Raw genomic sequence first — 16,944 nt, forward strand, 5'->3', positions numbered from 1 at the left:
CCGCATAAATTATCCCTGTGCAGGAAAATAACGGTCTGGACTGGACAAGGTTGCACATCAGTCATAATCTTAATCAATCGATTGATTAAGATTAGAGTTGTGCCATGAATACACCCACCATGACAACCAAAGGTGAACAGGCGAAAAATCAGCTCATTGCCGCCGCGCTGGCGCAGTTTGGCGAGTATGGTCTACATGCCACCACGCGCGATATCGCCGCTCAGGCCGGGCAAAATATTGCGGCCATCACCTACTATTTTGGCTCAAAAGAGGATTTATATCTCGCCTGCGCCCAGTGGATTGCAGATTTTATCGGCTCACAGTTTCGCCCGCACGCTGAAGAAGCCGAGCGTCTGTTTGCGCAGCCGGAGCCTGATCGCGGCGCGATGCGCGAACTGATCCTGCGCGCCTGCAAAAATATGATCATGCTGTTAACTCAGGACGACACCGTTAACCTGAGCAAATTTATCTCGCGTGAACAGCTTTCCCCCACCGCGGCTTATCAACTGGTGCACGACCAGGTTATCAATCCGCTGCATACACACCTGACACGCCTGATTGCCGCCTATACCGGCGGCGATGCCAACGATACCCAAATGATTCTGCACACCCACGCCATACTCGGCGAAGTGCTGGCCTTTCGTCTGGGGAAAGAAACCATTCTGTTGCGTACGGGCTGGTCACAATTTGATGAGGATAAAACCGCGCTGATTGACCAAACGATCACCTGTCACATCGATCTTATTCTGCAAGGTTTAACGCAAAGGAGTCTGGAGTCATGAAAAAACCTGTCGTTCTCGGGCTGGTCATCGCGGCCCTCGTTGCCGTGATTGCCGGTGGAACGTGGTGGTATCAAAGCCGGCAAGATAACGGCCTGACGCTGTACGGCAATGTCGACATCCGTAGCGTCAACCTGAGTTTTCGCGTCGGCGGCAGGCTGGCCTCGCTGGCTGTTGACGAAGGCGATGCGATTACCGCCGGTCAGGTGCTGGGCGAACTGGATCGCGCGCCGTATGAAAACGCATTAATGCAGGCAAAAGCCAATGTTGCCGCTGCGCAGGCGCAATACGATCTGATGCTGGCAGGATATCGCGAAGAAGAGATCGCGCAAACCGCGGCGGCTGTCAAACAGGCGCAGGCGGCCTATGATTACGCGCAGAACTTTTACAATCGGCAGGTAGGATTGTGGAAAAGCCGCACCATTTCCGCCAACGATCTGGAAAACGCCCGTTCATCACGGGATCAGGCGCTGGCCTCACTGAAATCCGCGCAGGATAAGCTCACGCAATATCGCAGCGGTAATCGTGTACAGGACATCGAACAGGCAAAAGCCGCGCTCGAACAGGCCCAGGCCGAGCTGGCGCAGGCAGAGCTTAATTTGCATGACACCACGCTGACCTCGCCGTCAGATGGCACGCTTCTCACCCGTGCGGTTGAACCCGGCAGCATGCTGAACGAAGGGGGCACGGTACTGACGCTGTCGCTCACGCGTCCGGTATGGGTTCGCGCCTACGTTGACGAACGAAATCTGAGCCAGGCGCAGCCAGGACGAGAAATCCAGCTCTATACCGATGGTCGCCCGGACAAACCGTATCACGGTAAAATCGGCTTCGTATCCCCTACCGCCGAGTTTACGCCGAAAACGGTTGAGACCCCTGACCTGCGCACCGACCTGGTTTATCGACTGCGAATTGTCGTCACCGACGCGGACGATGCGCTACGCCAGGGAATGCCGGTAACAATTAAGTTTGCCGATGAGGCACGGCATGAATGACGCCGTCATTACGCTTAAAGGGCTGACGAAAAACTTTGCCGGAATGGAAAAACCGGCTGTCGCCCCACTCGACTGCACCGTCCATGCGGGCTACGTGACCGGACTTGTCGGACCCGACGGCGCGGGCAAAACTACGCTGATGCGAATGCTGGCGGGGTTGTTAAAACCCGATGCCGGAAGTGCTGCGGTGATTGGTTTTGATCCCATCAGAGACGACAGCGCGCTGCATGCAGTGCTCGGCTATATGCCGCAGAAATTTGGTCTGTATGAAGATTTGACGGTCATGGAGAACCTCAATCTCTATGCTGATTTGCGCAGCGTCACCGGTGAAACGCGAGAAAAAACCTTTGCCCGGCTACTGGAATTCACCTCGCTGGGGCCGTTTACCGGACGACTGGCTGGCAAGCTTTCCGGTGGCATGAAACAGAAGCTCGGGCTTGCCTGTACGCTGGTCGGCGAACCCAAAGTGTTGCTGCTGGATGAGCCAGGCGTCGGCGTCGACCCTATTTCCCGTCGCGAACTGTGGCAAATGGTCCACGAACTGGCCGGGGACGGCATGCTGATCCTCTGGAGTACATCCTATCTGGATGAGGCTGAACAATGCCGTGATGTGCTGTTGATGAACGAAGGGGAATTATTATACCAGGGCGATCCCACTCAGCTTACGCAAACCATGGCAGGTCGCAGCTTCCTGATGAGCAGTCCGCAGGAAAACAACCGCCGGCTGCTGCAACGCGCATTAAAACTGCCGCAGGTCAGCGATGGGATGATTCAGGGGAAATCAGTCCGTTTAATCCTGAAAAAAGAGGCTACAGCTCAGCAGATTCAACGCGCTGACGGCATGCCGGAGATAACCATCAACGAAACTGCGCCGCGCTTCGAAGATGCTTTTATCGATTTACTCGGTGGGGCCGGAACATCAGAGTCCCCGCTGGGGGCTATCCTGCATACCGTGGAAGGCACGCCTGGCGAAACGGTGATCGAGGCCAAAGCGCTGACCAAGAAATTTGGCGATTTTGCCGCTACCGACCACGTAGACTTTGCCGTGCAGCGCGGCGAGATTTTTGGTCTGTTAGGACCCAACGGCGCCGGTAAGTCTACCACGTTTAAAATGATGTGCGGCCTGCTGGTCCCCACTTCCGGCAAAGCGCTGGTGCTGGATATGGATCTGAAAGTCAGCTCCGGCAAAGCGCGTCAGCATCTGGGCTATATGGCGCAGAAATTCTCCCTGTATGGCAACCTGACGGTTGAACAGAATCTGCGCTTTTTCTCCGGTGTCTACGGCCTGCGCGGTCGGGCGCAGAAAGAGAAAATTGACCGTATGAGCGAGGCATTCGGCCTGAAGAGCATCGCCTCCCACGCCACCGACGAATTGCCGCTGGGCTTTAAGCAGCGTCTGGCGCTGGCCTGCTCACTGATGCATGAACCCGACATTCTGTTCCTTGATGAACCCACTTCCGGGGTCGATCCCCTCACCCGCCGCGAGTTCTGGTTGCATATCAACAGCATGGTGGAAAAAGGCGTCACGGTGATGGTGACCACCCACTTTATGGATGAGGCGGAATACTGCGATCGCATCGGGTTGGTGTATCGCGGCAAACTGATTGCCAGCGGTACGCCGGACGACCTGAAAGCTCAGGCTGCCGACAGCGACACGCCGGATCCGACCATGGAGCAGGCGTTTATTACGCTAATCAATGACTGGGATAAGGAGCATACGCATGAGTAACTCCGCTCTCTCCTGGCGTCGCGTACGTGCGCTGTGCGTAAAAGAGATGCGCCAGATCGTCCGCGATCCCAGCAGTTGGCTGATTGCGGTGGTGATCCCGCTGCTGCTGCTGTTTATCTTCGGCTACGGGATCAACCTCGACACCAGCAAGCTGCGGGTAGGGATTTTGCTCGAACAGCAAAGCGAAGAGGCGCTGGATTTTACCCATACTATGACCGGTTCGCCCTATATTGACGCCACCATCAGCGATAACCGTCAGGAACTGATTGAGAAAATGCAGGCCGGGCGCATTCGCGGGCTGGTGGTGATCCCGGTGGATTTCGCCCAGCAGATGGCGCGGCCCAACGACGTGGCGCCGATCCAGGTGATTACCGACGGCAGTGAGCCGAATACCGCCAACTTTGTGCAGGGTTATGTCGAAGGCATCTGGCAAATCTGGCAGCAACAGCGGGCGGAAGATCGTGGAGAATCGTTCAAGCCATTGATCGATGTGCAGACCCGCTATTGGTTTAACCCGGCGGCCATCAGCCAGCACTTTATTATTCCTGGGGCAGTAACCATCATAATGACGGTCATTGGCGCCATCCTCACCTCATTAGTGGTGGCACGCGAATGGGAGCGCGGAACCATGGAAGCGCTGCTGTCTACCGAAGTCACCCGCGTCGAACTCCTACTGTGCAAACTGATCCCCTATTACTTTCTGGGCATGCTGGCGATGCTGCTGTGTATGCTGGTATCGGTGTTTATTCTTGGCGTGCCCTATCGTGGCTCGTTGCTGATCCTGTTTTTTATTACCAGCCTGTTTCTGCTCAGTACGCTCGGCATGGGGTTGCTTATTTCCACCATCACTCGCAACCAGTTTAACGCCGCGCAGGTCGCGCTGAATGCCGCCTTCCTGCCCTCGATTATGCTGTCGGGTTTTATCTTCCAGATAGACAGCATGCCCGCGATTATTCGGGCGGTGACCTACATTATTCCGGCTCGTTATTTCGTCAGCACCCTGCAAAGCCTGTTTCTGGCGGGAAATATTCCGGTAGTGCTGATTGTCAACGTGCTGTTTTTAATCGCTTCGGCAGTAATGTTTATCGGCCTGACGTGGCTTAAAACCAAACGTCGGCTGGATTAAGGGGACGGGCATGTTTCATCGATTATGGACATTAATTCGCAAAGAGCTGCAATCGCTGTTACGCGAACCGCAGACGCGAGCCATTCTGATTTTACCGGTGCTGATTCAGGTTATCCTGTTCCCGTTCGCGGCAACGCTGGAAGTCACCAACGCGACTATCGCTATCTATAACGAAGATAACGGTAAACATTCGGTGGAGCTCACCCAGCGCTTCGCCCGCGCCAGCGCCTTTACGCATGTTCTGCTGCTGAAAAGTCCGCAGGAGATCCAGCCCACCATCGACACGCAAAAAGCCCTGCTGTTGGTGCGTTTCCCGGCTAACTTTTCGCGTAATCTGGATACCTTCCAGCAGGCTCCCATGCAAATTATCCTCGACGGACGTAACTCCAACAGCGCGCAAATTGCCGCGAATTACCTGCAGCAAATCGTTAAGGAGTATCAGCAGAAGCTGATGGACGGCAAGCCGAAGCCGAACAACAGCGAGCTGGTAGTGCGTAACTGGTATAACCCGAATCTGGATTATAAATGGTTTGTGGTTCCGTCGCTGATCGCCATGATCACCACTATCGGCGTAATGATCGTCACCTCGCTCTCGGTTGCCCGCGAGCGCGAGCAAGGCACGCTGGATCAACTGCTGGTTTCCCCGCTTACCACCTGGCAGATTTTCATCGGCAAAGCGGTGCCTGCGTTAATTGTGGCAACTTTTCAGGCCACCATTGTGCTGGCGATCGGCATCTGGGCTTATCACATCCCATTTGCCGGTTCACTGGGGTTGTTCTATTTCACGATGGTAATTTACGGGCTGTCGCTGGTCGGCTTTGGTCTGCTGATTTCATCGCTGTGCGCCACCCAGCAGCAGGCATTTATCGGGGTGTTTGTGTTTATGATGCCAGCGATTTTACTCTCGGGCTATGTTTCACCGGTCGAAAACATGCCGGTCTGGTTGCAGAATCTGACGTGGATAAACCCAATCCGTCATTTTACGGACATCACCAAACAAATTTACCTGAAGGATGCGAGTCTGCAGATTGTCTGGGGAAGTTTGTGGCCGCTATTAGTGATAGCGGCCACGACCGGCTCAGCGGCGTATGCGATGTTTAGACGCAAGGTGATGTAGCTTTTTGTCTTTCGCCAGCAGCGAGACCACGGCGGGTCCGGCAAGGATCACCAGCCCCGCCAGTGCCAGCAAGACGTTATTTTGCAACACACGCGACAGCAGCCACAGTACGATCATTGCGGCACCGAAATACCACGTGGTAGTCAGCTCTTCCAGCACGTCAGCGACGTCGCGCCAGCGCTGTTCATGGTGACGTTGCAAGGCCAGCATTAATAAAACCGTTACGCCGTAAACGACGCATAATCCCAGGCCGACGCGCACCAGCGTGCCGCTCATCCAGCCCATTACCAGCAACGCCACTACCAGTAAATGCAACACTATCTGCCAGCAACTTAGACCCGTTGCGACACGAACACGTTGTTGCCACCTCATGGCTATTCTCCTGAAGGATTTTCGACTAATTGTTCAGAGTACCGGACTTTACGGAAAATTCCGCAACACCGCATCTTTTTGTGACGACGACTACACTATTTTATTTAGGAAGTGACGCCATCGGGAGGCTCATGAGCGGATCGGGAGTTCAATTTTCATTCAATGTGCTCACCATTAATACTCACAAAGGGTTCACCGCCTTCAACCGGCGTTTTATTTTGCCTGAGCTACGGGAGGCTGTCAGAACGGTTGGTGCAGACATTGTGTGTCTGCAGGAAGTCATGGGCGCGCACGAAGCTCATTCGTTGCATATTGAGAACTGGCCGGATACCAGCCACTACGAATTTCTGGCGGACACGATGTGGAGCGACTTCGCCTACGGGCGTAACGCCGTATACCCGCAGGGACATCACGGTAATGCGGTGCTGTCGCGGTATCCCATTGAGCATTATGAAAATCGTGATGTTTCCGTCGGCGCGAGTGAAAAGCGCGGGGTCCTTTACTGCCGAATCGTACCGCCAATGCTCTCCCACCCCATCCATGTGATGTGCGTGCATCTCGGTTTACGTGAAGCTCACCGCCAGGCTCAGCTCGCTATGCTGGCAGACTGGGTCAACGCCCTGCCCGACACGGAGCCCGTGGTGATCGCCGGAGATTTTAATGACTGGCGGCAAACGGCCAATCGCCCGTTGAAAGCCAGGGCCGGCCTTGATGAGATTTTTACCCGCGCCCACGGTCGCCCGGCGCGAACCTTTCCGGTGCAGTTTCCCCTGCTGCGTCTGGACAGGATCTACGTGAAAAACGCCAATGCCAGTACTCCAACGACGCTGGCGCTGCGCCACTGGCGACATTTGTCCGATCATGCCCCCCTGAGTGCGGAGATTCATTTATGAAATATGGCTGGCGTGAAGGCAATCAAATACAACTGCTGGAAAACGGCGATCAATTTTATCCCGCCGTCTTTGAGGCCATTGAGCAGGCACAGCAAAAAATTATCCTCGAAACCTTTATCTGGTTTGAGGATGCGGTCGGAAAACAGCTGCATGCCGCGCTACTCGGGGCCGCCCAGCGAGGAATCAAAGCAGAGGTGCTGCTGGATGGCTACGGCTCGCCGGATCTTAGCGACAGTTTTGTCGAAGAGCTCACCGTAGCCGGCGTTGTTTTCCGCTACTACGATCCGCGTCCACGTTTGTTTGGAATGCGCACCAATCTCTTTCGCCGTATGCATCGCAAAATTGTGGTCATTGATGATCGTGTTGCCTTTGTCGGCGGCATCAATTACTCCGCTGAACATATGTCTGATTACGGCCCTGAGGCCAAGCAGGATTACGCCGTGCGCGTTGAAGGTCCAGTCGTTGCTGACATTCTGAATTTTGCACTGGAAAACCTGCCCGGGCAAAGCGCCGTACGCCGCTGGTGGCGACGTCATCACCGGGCAATCGACAATCATCGTCCCGGCGAAGCGCAGGCGCTGTTTGTCTGGCGCGATAACGAAGAGCATCGCGATGATATTGAACGCCATTATCTGAAAATGCTGACCCAGGCCCGGCGGGAAGTGATTATCGCCAATGCCTATTTCTTTCCCGGATATCGCCTGCTGCATGCCCTGCGTAAAGCAGCGCGGCGCGGCGTCCGGGTAAAACTCATCGTGCAGGGCGAACCGGACATGCCGATTGTAAAAGTGGGCGCCCGCCTGTTGTATAACTATCTGGTCAAGGGCGGCGTCCATGTCTATGAATACCGTCGTAAACCTCTGCATGGCAAAGTAGCGCTGATGGACGATCACTGGGCGACGGTGGGCTCCAGCAATCTCGATCCGCTGAGCCTGTCGCTGAATCTGGAAGCAAATCTGATTATTCATGACCGCACATTTAACCAGACTCTGCGTGACAACCTGAATCCCATTATTGCCAAGGACTGCAAGCGGGTTGACGAATCTATGCTGCCAAAACGCACCTGGTGGAACCTGACAAAGAGCGTGCTGGCCTTCCACTTCTTACGCCACTTCCCGGCGCTGGTCGGCTGGCTGCCGGCGCATACCCCGCTTCTGGCCGAGGTAGAGCCGCCCGCACAGCCCGCTCTGGAAACCCAGGACCGTATACAAACTGAGGATGCAGGAGGGAAAACCTGATGACAAAAAACCACCGACGCTGGCGGTCAGCGAAAAAGATCCTCACATGGCTTTTTTTTATTGCGGTGATCGTATTGCTGGTCGTTTATGCCAGCAAGGTCAACTGGCAGGAAGTATGGACGGTAATCCGCGATTATAACCGGATTGCCCTGCTCAGTGCCGTGGGGCTGGTGATCGTCAGTTATTTACTTTACGGCTGTTATGACCTGCTCGGGCGCTACTACTGTGGGCACAAGCTGGCAAAACGCCAGGTCATGCTGGTGTCGTTTATCTGTTACGCCTTCAACCTGACGTTAAGCACCTGGGTGGGCGGTATTGGGATGCGCTATCGGCTCTACTCGCGTCTCGGGTTGCCGGGGAGCACAATTACCCGAATTTTTTCACTGAGCATTACCACCAACTGGCTGGGCTATATTCTGCTGGGCGGTTTTATTTTTACTTTCGGCGTCGTCGAACTGCCCGCGCACTGGTATATCGATGAAGGTACGCTGCGTATCTTAGGCATTGCGCTGCTGTTGATAATTGGCGTTTATCTGTGGTTTTGCGCCTTCGCTAAACATCGCCACATCACCATCAAGGGCCAAAAACTGGTGCTACCCTCCTGGAAATTTGCCCTCGCACAAATGGCGATATCCGGGGCTAACTGGATGGTAATGGGGGCGATTATCTGGTTGTTGCTGGGTCAGAATATTAACTATTTCTTCGTGCTGGGCGTGCTACTGGTGAGCAGTATTGCCGGCGTTATCGTACATATTCCGGCGGGAATTGGCGTGCTGGAGGCGGTGTTTATGGCGCTGCTGGCAGGAGAGGACACGTCTCAGGGCACGATCATTGCCGCGCTGCTCGCGTATCGCGTGCTGTACTATTTTATTCCGCTACTGCTGGCGCTGGTGTGTTATTTGCTGCTGGAGAGTCGGGCGAAAAAGCTGCGGGTAAAAAACGAGAAGGCGATGGCGAAATGATTTGCCGGATGCGGCTTAACGCCTTATCCGGCCTACTTTCGATACACAACTGTAGGACGGATAAGCGCAGCGCCATCCGGCAACAGACGATTAACGACGATTGCCGAAAATACGCAGCAGCATCAGGAACAGGTTGATGAAGTCCAGATACAGCGTTAGGGCTCCAAGAATCGCGTATTTACGCAGATTGGAGCTGTCGCGCAGGTCGATCTGCTCACCGATATTTTTCAGCTTCTGCGTGTCATAGGCGGTCAGGCCAACAAACACAATCACCCCGATATAGGTTACCGCCCACATCAGCGCTTCGCTCTTGAGCCAGAAGTTAACCAGCGAGGCCAGCACAATACCGATCAGCGCCATGAACAGCATATTGCCGAAGCCGCTCAAATCGCGTTTGGTGGTGTAGCCATACAGACTCATGATCCCGAACATCCCGCCGGTGACCACGAAGGTGCTGGCGATAGACGAGTAGGTATAGACGATAAAAATGCTTGATAGCGTCAAACCAGTTAATGCCGAATAGAGCATAAACAACGTTGTCGCCATACCTGCGCTGAGCCTTTGCACCATGCCGGACAGGACAAACACCAGCGCCAGTTGAGCGATGATCAGGCCAAAGAAGGTGATTTTGCTGGAGAAGACAAACATCATCACCGCGGGCGTATTTGCCGCATACCAGGCGATAAACGCCGTCAGCAACAGTCCGCAGGTCATCCAGCCGTACACCTGCGCCATATACGTTTGCAGGCCGGAACGGGCCTGTACAATAGAATCGGATCGTGGGAATCGGTCCATGACAATCTCCTGAATCAGTATGAGCCTACAACAATTGTACTCTACCAGCGTTTTGCTGCTAGCTTATCACTGTCGCGGGCATCAACCCAGCGCTCACCTTCCGGCGTAGCCTCGCGCTTCCAGAACGGCGCGCGAGTTTTCAGGTAATCCATAATGAACTGCCCGGCATCAAACGCGCTGCTGCGATGCGCACTGGTCACGCCAACAAAAACGATTTCGTCACCCGGCCACAGTTCGCCAATGCGATGAATTACCGTCACCCGACCCAGCGGCCAGCGCGAACGCGCCTCGTCGACAATCTCCGCCAGCGCTTTTTCAGTCATTCCCGGATAGTGTTCCAGCGTTAACGCCCGCACGCTATCACCGAGATTGTGATTGCGCACTTTACCGGTGAAAGTGACGACCGCGCCGTCTTCATCACGCTCGGCCAGCCAGGGATACTCATCCCCAACGCTGAACGGCGCAGGGCCAACAACAATTCGCGTTTCAGCCATCTTAGCCTCCGGTTACCGGCGGGAAGAAAGCCACTTCGTCACCCGCGTTAAGGGGATGGTCAAAACTGACCAGCGTCTGGTTTACCGCCGCCAGCAGCTTACCGTCTTCCAGGGCTAGCGCCCAGCGATCGCTTTGCGCTGCCAGATGCTGGCGCAGGGCTTCTACCGTTGCATACCCGGCAGCAACCTCTAACGCATCCGTGTTCACCAGTTCCCGTACCTGAGCAAAGAAAAGAACCTTAATCATGCGCATCCACCTTAAAATCGCCCGATTTTCCGCCGCTTTTTGCCAGCAGACGCACCGGCCCAATCACCATATCCTTTTGCACCGCTTTGCACATATCGTAGATGGTCAACGCCGCCACGGAGGCCGCCGTTAACGCTTCCATTTCAACGCCGGTTTTACCGGTCAGGCGACACAGCGTTTCAATACGTACGCGGTTATGTTCCGGTTCAGCGTGCAGATTGACTTCAACCTTGCTCAACATCAGCGGATGACACAACGGGATAAGATCCCAGGTGCGTTTGGCAGCCTGGATACCGGCAATACGCGCCGTGGCGAAAACGTCGCCCTTATGGTGGCTGCCGTCGATAATCATCGCCAGCGTTTCGCTACGCATGGTCACGAATGCTTCTGCACGCGCCTCGCGTACGGTTTCCGCCTTGGCGGAGACATCCACCATATGCGCTTCGCCAGCGGCGTTAATATGAGTCAGTTGCGACATACTTATTTCTTCAAATGTGGGTGGAAATTACACGGACGCGTACGGGCATCGAGCTGCGGCGCAATGATATTTTCCCAGGCGGTACGACACGCTTTCGTCGACCCCGGCATGGCGAAAATCAGCGTTTTATTGGCTACTCCGGCAATCGCCCGGGATTGCAGCGTCGCGGTGCCAATCTCTTCAAACGACAGCATACGGAATACTTCACCAAACCCTTCGACTTCTCTGTCGAACAGCGGCTGCAGCGCTTCTGGCGCCTGGTCCCCTTCGGTTAACCCAGTGCCGCCGGTAATAAGCACCACCTGAACATCGTCACTGGCAATCCAGGCAGAAACCTGGGCACGGATGGCGTAGCGGTTCTCTTTGACAATCGCCTTGTCGACAATCTGATGACCCGCTTCTTGCGCCGAGTCACGCAGATAATGGCCGGAGGTATCATCCTCTTCGCCGCGACGGCTTGAAACGGTAAGAATAGCAATGCGTGTCGGGATAAATTCAGCGCTTACCTGACTCATGAAAAACTCCTTTTAGCGATCAGCCGCCAATGTAAGATAAGTTTTGCGTAATACCGGTATTGTTCTGATGCAGGAAATGGGTCTGCTTTTTCTCCAGCAGCGCGGCTGAAATGCGTTCTTCCAGCGCTGGCTGCTGAGCGTCGTTTTCCAGCAAATCTCGCAGGCTTACGCCGCCTTCACCGAATAAACACAGATGAAGCTTGCCGACAGATGAAACGCGCAGACGGTTGCAGGTGGCGCAGAAGTCTTTCTCATAAGGCATGATCAGACCAATTTCGCCGGCATAGTCAGGATGACAGAAAACCTGAGCCGGGCCGTCGCTGCGCTGTCGAATCTGGTGGATCCAGCCGCGACGCAACAGCTCATCGCGCAGTACCTGGCCTGAAATATGGTGTTTACGGAAGAGAGAACTGCCCTCGCCCGTTTCCATCAGTTCAATAAAGCGCAGTTGGATAGGACGGGGCTGAACCCACGCCAGGAAGGTGTCCAGTTGATGATGATTCACGTCGCGCATCAGCACGGTGTTGACTTTCACTTTTTCAAAACCGGCTTCAAAGGCGGCGTCAATGCCCGCCATCACCTGCTGAAATTTGTCCTGCCCGGTAATGGCGTGAAACTGGCGGGCATCGAGGCTGTCGACGCTGACGTTAAGCGCGGTCAGTCCGGCATCGCGCCAGGCAGCAGCATCGCGCGCCAGACGATAACCATTGGTGGTTACCGCAATCTGACGGATGGCGTCGTTTTCGCGCACGGCGGCGATAATGTCAGTGAAGTCGCGACGAAGAGACGGTTCGCCCCCCGTCAGACGCACTTTTTCCGTTCCCAGGCTGGCGAATGCGCGCGTAACGCGGCGAATTTCATCAACGGTCAGAAAGCCGTTATTGGTGACCCCACCGGGCTTATAGCCATCCGGCAGGCAGTAGGTGCAACGAAAGTTACACACATCGGTAATCGACAAACGTAAGTAGTAAAACTTACGTGCGAAAGCATCGGTAAGTTGAGAGCCCATGTACACCTTTCCAAATACGGGAGACGTAGTCATTTCTTCCTGCGCCCTGGTGACAAACTTTTTCAAGTATTGTCACGGCCAAAGCACCGTATCATTTGACCCAGGTGCAGAGGCTAGAGTGTTTATACTCGTCATACTTTGTGTTGCAGATGCGTTGGCTTTCGGCAACTCAAATTATTTAGAGTACTTAGTGGTTATGCCGATACTAGCGTGTAAATGACGCTTTTGCCATGTACACTTTCGCTATATAAATACATACATAACGACATGATCGTGCAATTTCGCTACAGAATAAGCAAAAACCACAGTTTTGCATTGATATACATCATCTTGCCGTCAGGTGGATCTCGTCAGAAAGGAGTAGATGGCAGAAAAAAATTACGGCAGATGCCGACTGGATAATTGCTGAAAACACGCTATTTACGTTACTGTAGCGCCGATTAATTGATATCAGGAAAATTTATGCGCACTCGCACGCTGGCAGATCTGGACCGCGTTGTCGCTCTCGGCGGAGGGCATGGACTGGGACGCGTTCTCTCCTCACTTTCCCCTTTAGGTTCGCGCCTGACGGGTATCGTCACCACGACCGATAACGGCGGGTCGACAGGTCGTATTCGCCGCTCTGAAGGCGGGATTGCCTGGGGAGACATGCGTAACTGTCTGAACCAGTTAATCACTCAACCCAGCGTTGCATCCGCCATGTTTGAGTATCGTTTTGGCGGTAATGGCGAACTTTCCGGGCATAACCTCGGAAACCTGATGTTAAAGGCGCTCGATCACCTCAGCGTGCGGCCTCTGGAGGCTATCAATTTAATTCGTAGTCTGCTGAAAGTTGACGCGCATTTAATTCCGATGTCGGAGCTGCCGGTAGATCTGATGGCTATCGACGATCAGGGGCATGAAGTTTATGGCGAAGTGAATATCGATCAGCTTACCATCCCACCTCAGGAACTGATGCTGTCGCCAAAAGTTCCCACCACGCGGGAGGCGGTAGAAGCTATCGCTGAAGCGGATTTGATTCTGATAGGTCCCGGCAGTTTTTACACCAGCCTGATGCCGCTCCTGCTGCTCGACGAACTGGCGCAGGCATTACGTCGCACTCCCGCTCCGATGGTGTACATCGGCAATCTGGGCCGCGAGTTAAGCCTGCCAGCAGCCGGCCTGACGCTTAACGATAAGCTGGCAATCATTGAACAGTATGTTGGCAGAAAAGTGATTGATGCGGTGGTTGTGGGCCCGAAAGTAGATGTATCCACCGTTTCCGACCGCGTGGTTATTCAGGAGGTGCTGGAAGCCAGCGATATTCCCTACCGCCATGACCGCCAGCTATTGCACAACGCGCTGGAGAAAGCGGTACAGGCGTTAGGTTGAACGTATTTGCCTGATGCGCTGCGCTTATCAGGCCTACAAAACGAATTGCTCCGGCATCAAACAATGCCTGATGCGCTTTGCTTATCAGGCCTACAAAACGATTTGCTCCGGCATCCGGCCTACGAATGCTATCCACCCCGCATCCGACACCGCCTTACGATGCCGCAATAAACAACTCGCGCAGTTGATGCAACTGGTCGCGGATCGTCGCTGCCTCTTCAAATTCGAGATTCTGCGCGTGCTGCATCATCTGCCCTTCCAGCTCGTGAATCTTCTGCTGCAGCGCTTTTGGTGTCATATCCAGCTCGACAACTTCAGACTTCGCGCCTGCGCGTGACTTCCCTTTGCCTTTCGCTTTGGTCTTCGCGATATTCTGACCCAACGCCAGAATATCGACCACTTTCTTGTTCAGGCCCTGCGGCGTAATACCGTGTTCTTCGTTGTAGAGTTGCTGTTTCTCACGACGACGTTCGGTTTCACCAATCGCTTTGGCCATTGAGGCGGTAATTTTATCGCCGTAGAGAATCGCCTTACCGTTGATATTACGCGCCGCACGACCGATGGTCTGGATAAGCGAACGTTCAGAACGCAGGAACCCTTCTTTGTCTGCGTCCAGAATCGCCACCAGTGAGACCTCAGGCATGTCCAGACCTTCACGTAACAGGTTGATACCCACCAGCACGTCAAACTCACCCAGACGCAGGTCACGAATGATTTCCATACGTTCCACGGTATCGATGTCAGAGTGCAAATAACGCACCCGTTCACCGTGCTCTTCGAGGTACTCGGTGAGATCCTCCGCCATCCGTTTGGTGAGCGTGGTGACCAGCACACGTTCGTTAATCGCCGCACGAATGCGGATCTCAGACAGCAGATCGTCGACCTGCGTCGCCACCGGACGCACCTCAATAACCGGATCCAGCAGGCCGGTCGGTCGTACGACCTGATCGACCACTTCATCACCGGATTTCTCCAGCTCATAGTTGCCCGGTGTCGCTGAGACGTAGATGGTCTGCGGTGCCAACGCCTCGAACTCTTCAAATTTAAGTGGACGGTTATCCAGCGCCGACGGCAGACGGAAACCGTACTCGACCAGAGTCTCTTTACGCGCCCGGTCACCGCGGTACATGCCGCCAATTTGCGGAATAGTGACGTGGGATTCATCCACCACCAGCAGACCATCGGCAGGCAGGTAATCAAACAGCGTCGGCGGCGGCTCGCCGGGGCCACGCCCGGAGAGATAGCGGGAATAGTTTTCAATCCCCGAGCAGTAACCCAGCTCGTTCATCATTTCCAGATCGAACTGCGTACGCTGGCTGAGCCGCTGCTCTTCGAGCAGTTTGTTATTTGCCAGCAGAATTTTACGCCGCTCTGCCAGTTCAACTTTGATTTCTTCCATCGCCTGCACGATACGTTCACGCGGCGTCACATAGTGCGTTTTAGGATAAATGGTGTAGCGCGAAATAGTGGATTCGACCTGCCCGGTTAGCGGGTCAAACAGCGATAAACGTTCGACCTCTTCATCAAACAGTTCCACACGCAGCGCGATGTCGTCGGATTCTGCCGGGAAAATGTCGATCACTTCACCGCGCACGCGGAAGGTTCCGCGCTGGAATGCCTGATCGTTGCGGGTATACTGCAGTTCCGCCAGGCGGCGCAGGATCGCGCGCTGGTCGATAATCATCCCCACCGTCAGATGCAGCATCATTTTCAGATACAGATCCGGGTCACCCAGACCATAGATAGCGGAAACCGACGCCACAACAACGACGTCACGACGTTCCAGCAGCGCTTTGGTCGCCGACAGACGCATCTGCTCAATGTGTTCGTTGACCGAGGCATCCTTCTCGATGAAGGTGTCAGAACTTGGCACGTAGGCTTCCGGCTGATAATAGTCGTAGTAGGAGACGAAATACTCAACCGCGTTATCCGGGAAGAATTCTTTCATCTCTCCATACAGCTGCGCGGCAAGCGTCTTATTGGGCGCCAGCACCATGGTAGGACGCTGCAAGTCCGCAATCACGTTAGCGATGGTGAATGTCTTCCCCGACCCTGTCACCCCCAGCAGCGTCTGATGCGCCAGACCATCCTCCAGCCCTTCTTCCAGACGACGAATTGCCTCAGGCTGATCGCCAGAGGGTTTAAAAGCGGAATTTAGTTTGAACGGTTTACTCATGAGCAGCTACCTGAAGCAATGGGCGGGCAGGTGTGTAATTTTACTCGCAGTGGTATATTTTGCCAGTAAAATATACTGGATGAAAAAACAGTAACGCGCCATAATATTTCTGATACGCCATCAGAACGGCCGTGACGGGCGACTAAAATTTGGCCTCAGGCGAGATAAAACACCAGTAAAAATGCGTTATCCCCAAAGCAATGACTTTTTTAACATTTGTCAAGCCACTCGATGAAAGTTTTGTGGCAACGCATGACACTTCTGCGACAGCCATTGATTTTATCTAACATCCTGTAATTTAATGACTATTATCCCGAGCCGTCTTTCGCACCAATTTAGTCGCAGGCCGCGTCTTCTCTCGCTTACATTGTGTTTTCTAACTCTAATACACAAGGTTATCCACAGGAATAGTGGATAACTGCCTCCAGCCCGTATGGACTGTAGCCTGGCAAAAACGCCCTTACTCCCTTTTCCGGTGGCATAAAAAAAAATTATCGCTATTTTTTGATATTTATCAGCTAACGAAGCGGCCTGGAATGGCCGGGATCTTGCTCGCATTTTCATCATTTTCCTGCCTGCACCATCACGGCACCGCCAGGCACTGGTAATGTGCACAAAACAGCGCTCTCCTTCTGACAAACCAGATAT

Annotated in this window: 17 protein-coding genes and 1 riboswitch; of the genes, 9 read left to right on the forward strand and 8 right to left on the reverse strand. The window is 54.1% G+C overall.

Annotation, left to right across the window (positions count from 1 at the left end; genetic code table 11):
- Positions 1-104 precede the first annotated feature (104 nt).
- From cecR to OGV80_RS18065, 5 genes are read left to right on the forward strand one after another with little or no spacing between them, the layout of a single operon-like run.
- The gene (gene cecR / locus OGV80_RS18045; RefSeq protein WP_003035216.1) at positions 105-782 is read left to right on the forward strand and encodes a transcriptional regulator CecR; all 678 of its coding nucleotides are present in this window, start codon (positions 105-107) and stop codon (positions 780-782) included.
- Complete coding sequence (gene hlyD / locus OGV80_RS18050; RefSeq protein WP_047412484.1) at positions 779-1,774, forward strand: secretion protein HlyD; 996 nt, start codon at positions 779-781, stop codon at positions 1,772-1,774. Before cecR ends, hlyD begins: the two co-directional genes overlap by 4 nt.
- Positions 1,767-3,503: an ATP-binding cassette domain-containing protein gene (locus OGV80_RS18055; protein WP_043015683.1), complete on the forward strand. Its 1,737-nt coding sequence runs from the start codon at positions 1,767-1,769 to the stop codon at positions 3,501-3,503. The genes hlyD and OGV80_RS18055 overlap by 8 nt, the downstream gene beginning before the upstream one ends.
- A complete protein-coding gene (locus OGV80_RS18060; protein WP_286515443.1) occupies positions 3,496-4,629 on the forward strand; it encodes an ABC transporter permease in 1,134 nt (377 codons plus the stop codon). The genes OGV80_RS18055 and OGV80_RS18060 overlap by 8 nt, the downstream gene beginning before the upstream one ends.
- 10 nt (positions 4,630-4,639) lie before the next feature.
- The gene (locus OGV80_RS18065) at positions 4,640-5,746 is read left to right on the forward strand and encodes an ABC transporter permease (protein WP_286515444.1); all 1,107 of its coding nucleotides are present in this window, start codon (positions 4,640-4,642) and stop codon (positions 5,744-5,746) included.
- Here OGV80_RS18065 and OGV80_RS18070 read toward each other — a convergent pair.
- Positions 5,708-6,118 (reverse strand): YbhQ family protein, encoded by a 411-nt coding sequence (locus tag OGV80_RS18070; RefSeq protein WP_016152353.1) that lies wholly within the window; start codon positions 6,116-6,118, stop codon positions 5,708-5,710. The two genes, OGV80_RS18065 and OGV80_RS18070, sit on opposite strands and share 39 nt — an antisense overlap.
- Before the next feature lie 131 nt (positions 6,119-6,249).
- Between OGV80_RS18070 and OGV80_RS18075 the strand changes: the two genes are divergently transcribed.
- Genes OGV80_RS18075 through OGV80_RS18085 form a run of 3 tightly spaced genes read left to right on the forward strand, consistent with a single transcriptional unit; the run spans position 6,250 to position 9,211 of the window.
- Positions 6,250-7,011, forward strand: a complete 762-nt coding sequence (locus tag OGV80_RS18075) for an endonuclease/exonuclease/phosphatase family protein (protein WP_047412486.1) — start codon at positions 6,250-6,252, stop codon at positions 7,009-7,011.
- Entirely contained in the window at positions 7,008-8,249 is a 1,242-nt protein-coding gene (gene clsB, locus OGV80_RS18080) for a cardiolipin synthase ClsB (protein WP_043015680.1), read from the forward strand. Before OGV80_RS18075 ends, clsB begins: the two co-directional genes overlap by 4 nt.
- Positions 8,249-9,211 carry a lysylphosphatidylglycerol synthase domain-containing protein gene (locus OGV80_RS18085; RefSeq protein ID WP_043015679.1) on the forward strand — a complete coding sequence of 321 codons (963 nt, stop codon included), beginning with the start codon at positions 8,249-8,251 and terminating at the stop codon, positions 9,209-9,211. The genes clsB and OGV80_RS18085 overlap by 1 nt, the downstream gene beginning before the upstream one ends.
- Before the next feature lie 90 nt (positions 9,212-9,301).
- Here OGV80_RS18085 and OGV80_RS18090 read toward each other — a convergent pair whose 3' ends face one another.
- From OGV80_RS18090 to moaA, 6 genes are all read right to left on the reverse strand, one after another.
- Entirely contained in the window at positions 9,302-10,006 is a 705-nt protein-coding gene (locus tag OGV80_RS18090; RefSeq protein WP_003831536.1) for a Bax inhibitor-1/YccA family protein, read from the reverse strand.
- A 41-nt stretch (positions 10,007-10,047) separates the two neighbouring features.
- Positions 10,048-10,500, reverse strand: coding sequence for a molybdopterin synthase catalytic subunit MoaE (gene moaE, locus OGV80_RS18095; RefSeq protein WP_043015678.1), 453 nt, complete (start codon positions 10,498-10,500; stop codon positions 10,048-10,050).
- A gap of 1 nt (position 10,501) precedes the next feature.
- Complete coding sequence (gene moaD / locus OGV80_RS18100) at positions 10,502-10,747, reverse strand: molybdopterin synthase sulfur carrier subunit (protein WP_286515446.1); 246 nt, start codon at positions 10,745-10,747, stop codon at positions 10,502-10,504.
- Complete coding sequence (gene moaC, locus OGV80_RS18105; protein ID WP_003035188.1) at positions 10,740-11,225, reverse strand: cyclic pyranopterin monophosphate synthase MoaC; 486 nt, start codon at positions 11,223-11,225, stop codon at positions 10,740-10,742. The genes moaD and moaC overlap by 8 nt, the downstream gene beginning before the upstream one ends.
- 2 nt (positions 11,226-11,227) lie before the next feature.
- Positions 11,228-11,740, reverse strand: coding sequence for a molybdenum cofactor biosynthesis protein B (gene moaB, locus OGV80_RS18110; RefSeq protein ID WP_043015676.1), 513 nt, complete (start codon positions 11,738-11,740; stop codon positions 11,228-11,230).
- A 19-nt stretch (positions 11,741-11,759) separates the two neighbouring features.
- A complete protein-coding gene (gene moaA, locus OGV80_RS18115) occupies positions 11,760-12,749 on the reverse strand; it encodes a GTP 3',8-cyclase MoaA (RefSeq protein WP_043015675.1) in 990 nt (329 codons plus the stop codon).
- Positions 12,737-12,882: riboswitch (molybdenum cofactor riboswitch) on the reverse strand. (Overlaps the previous gene by 13 nt.)
- A 329-nt stretch (positions 12,883-13,211) precedes the next feature.
- Between moaA and yvcK the strand changes: the two genes are divergently transcribed.
- Positions 13,212-14,120 carry a uridine diphosphate-N-acetylglucosamine-binding protein YvcK gene (gene yvcK, locus OGV80_RS18120; protein ID WP_043015674.1) on the forward strand — a complete coding sequence of 303 codons (909 nt, stop codon included), beginning with the start codon at positions 13,212-13,214 and terminating at the stop codon, positions 14,118-14,120.
- 154 nt (positions 14,121-14,274) lie between these two features.
- On the opposite strand, the gene uvrB is transcribed toward yvcK, so the two are convergent.
- Complete coding sequence (uvrB, locus tag OGV80_RS18125; protein ID WP_075144956.1) at positions 14,275-16,296, reverse strand: excinuclease ABC subunit UvrB; 2,022 nt, start codon at positions 16,294-16,296, stop codon at positions 14,275-14,277.
- Positions 16,297-16,944: the final 648 nt, after the last annotated feature.

Source organism: Citrobacter sp. Ce119, assembly GCF_030334525.1.
Lineage (GTDB): Bacteria > Pseudomonadota > Gammaproteobacteria > Enterobacterales > Enterobacteriaceae > Citrobacter > Citrobacter europaeus.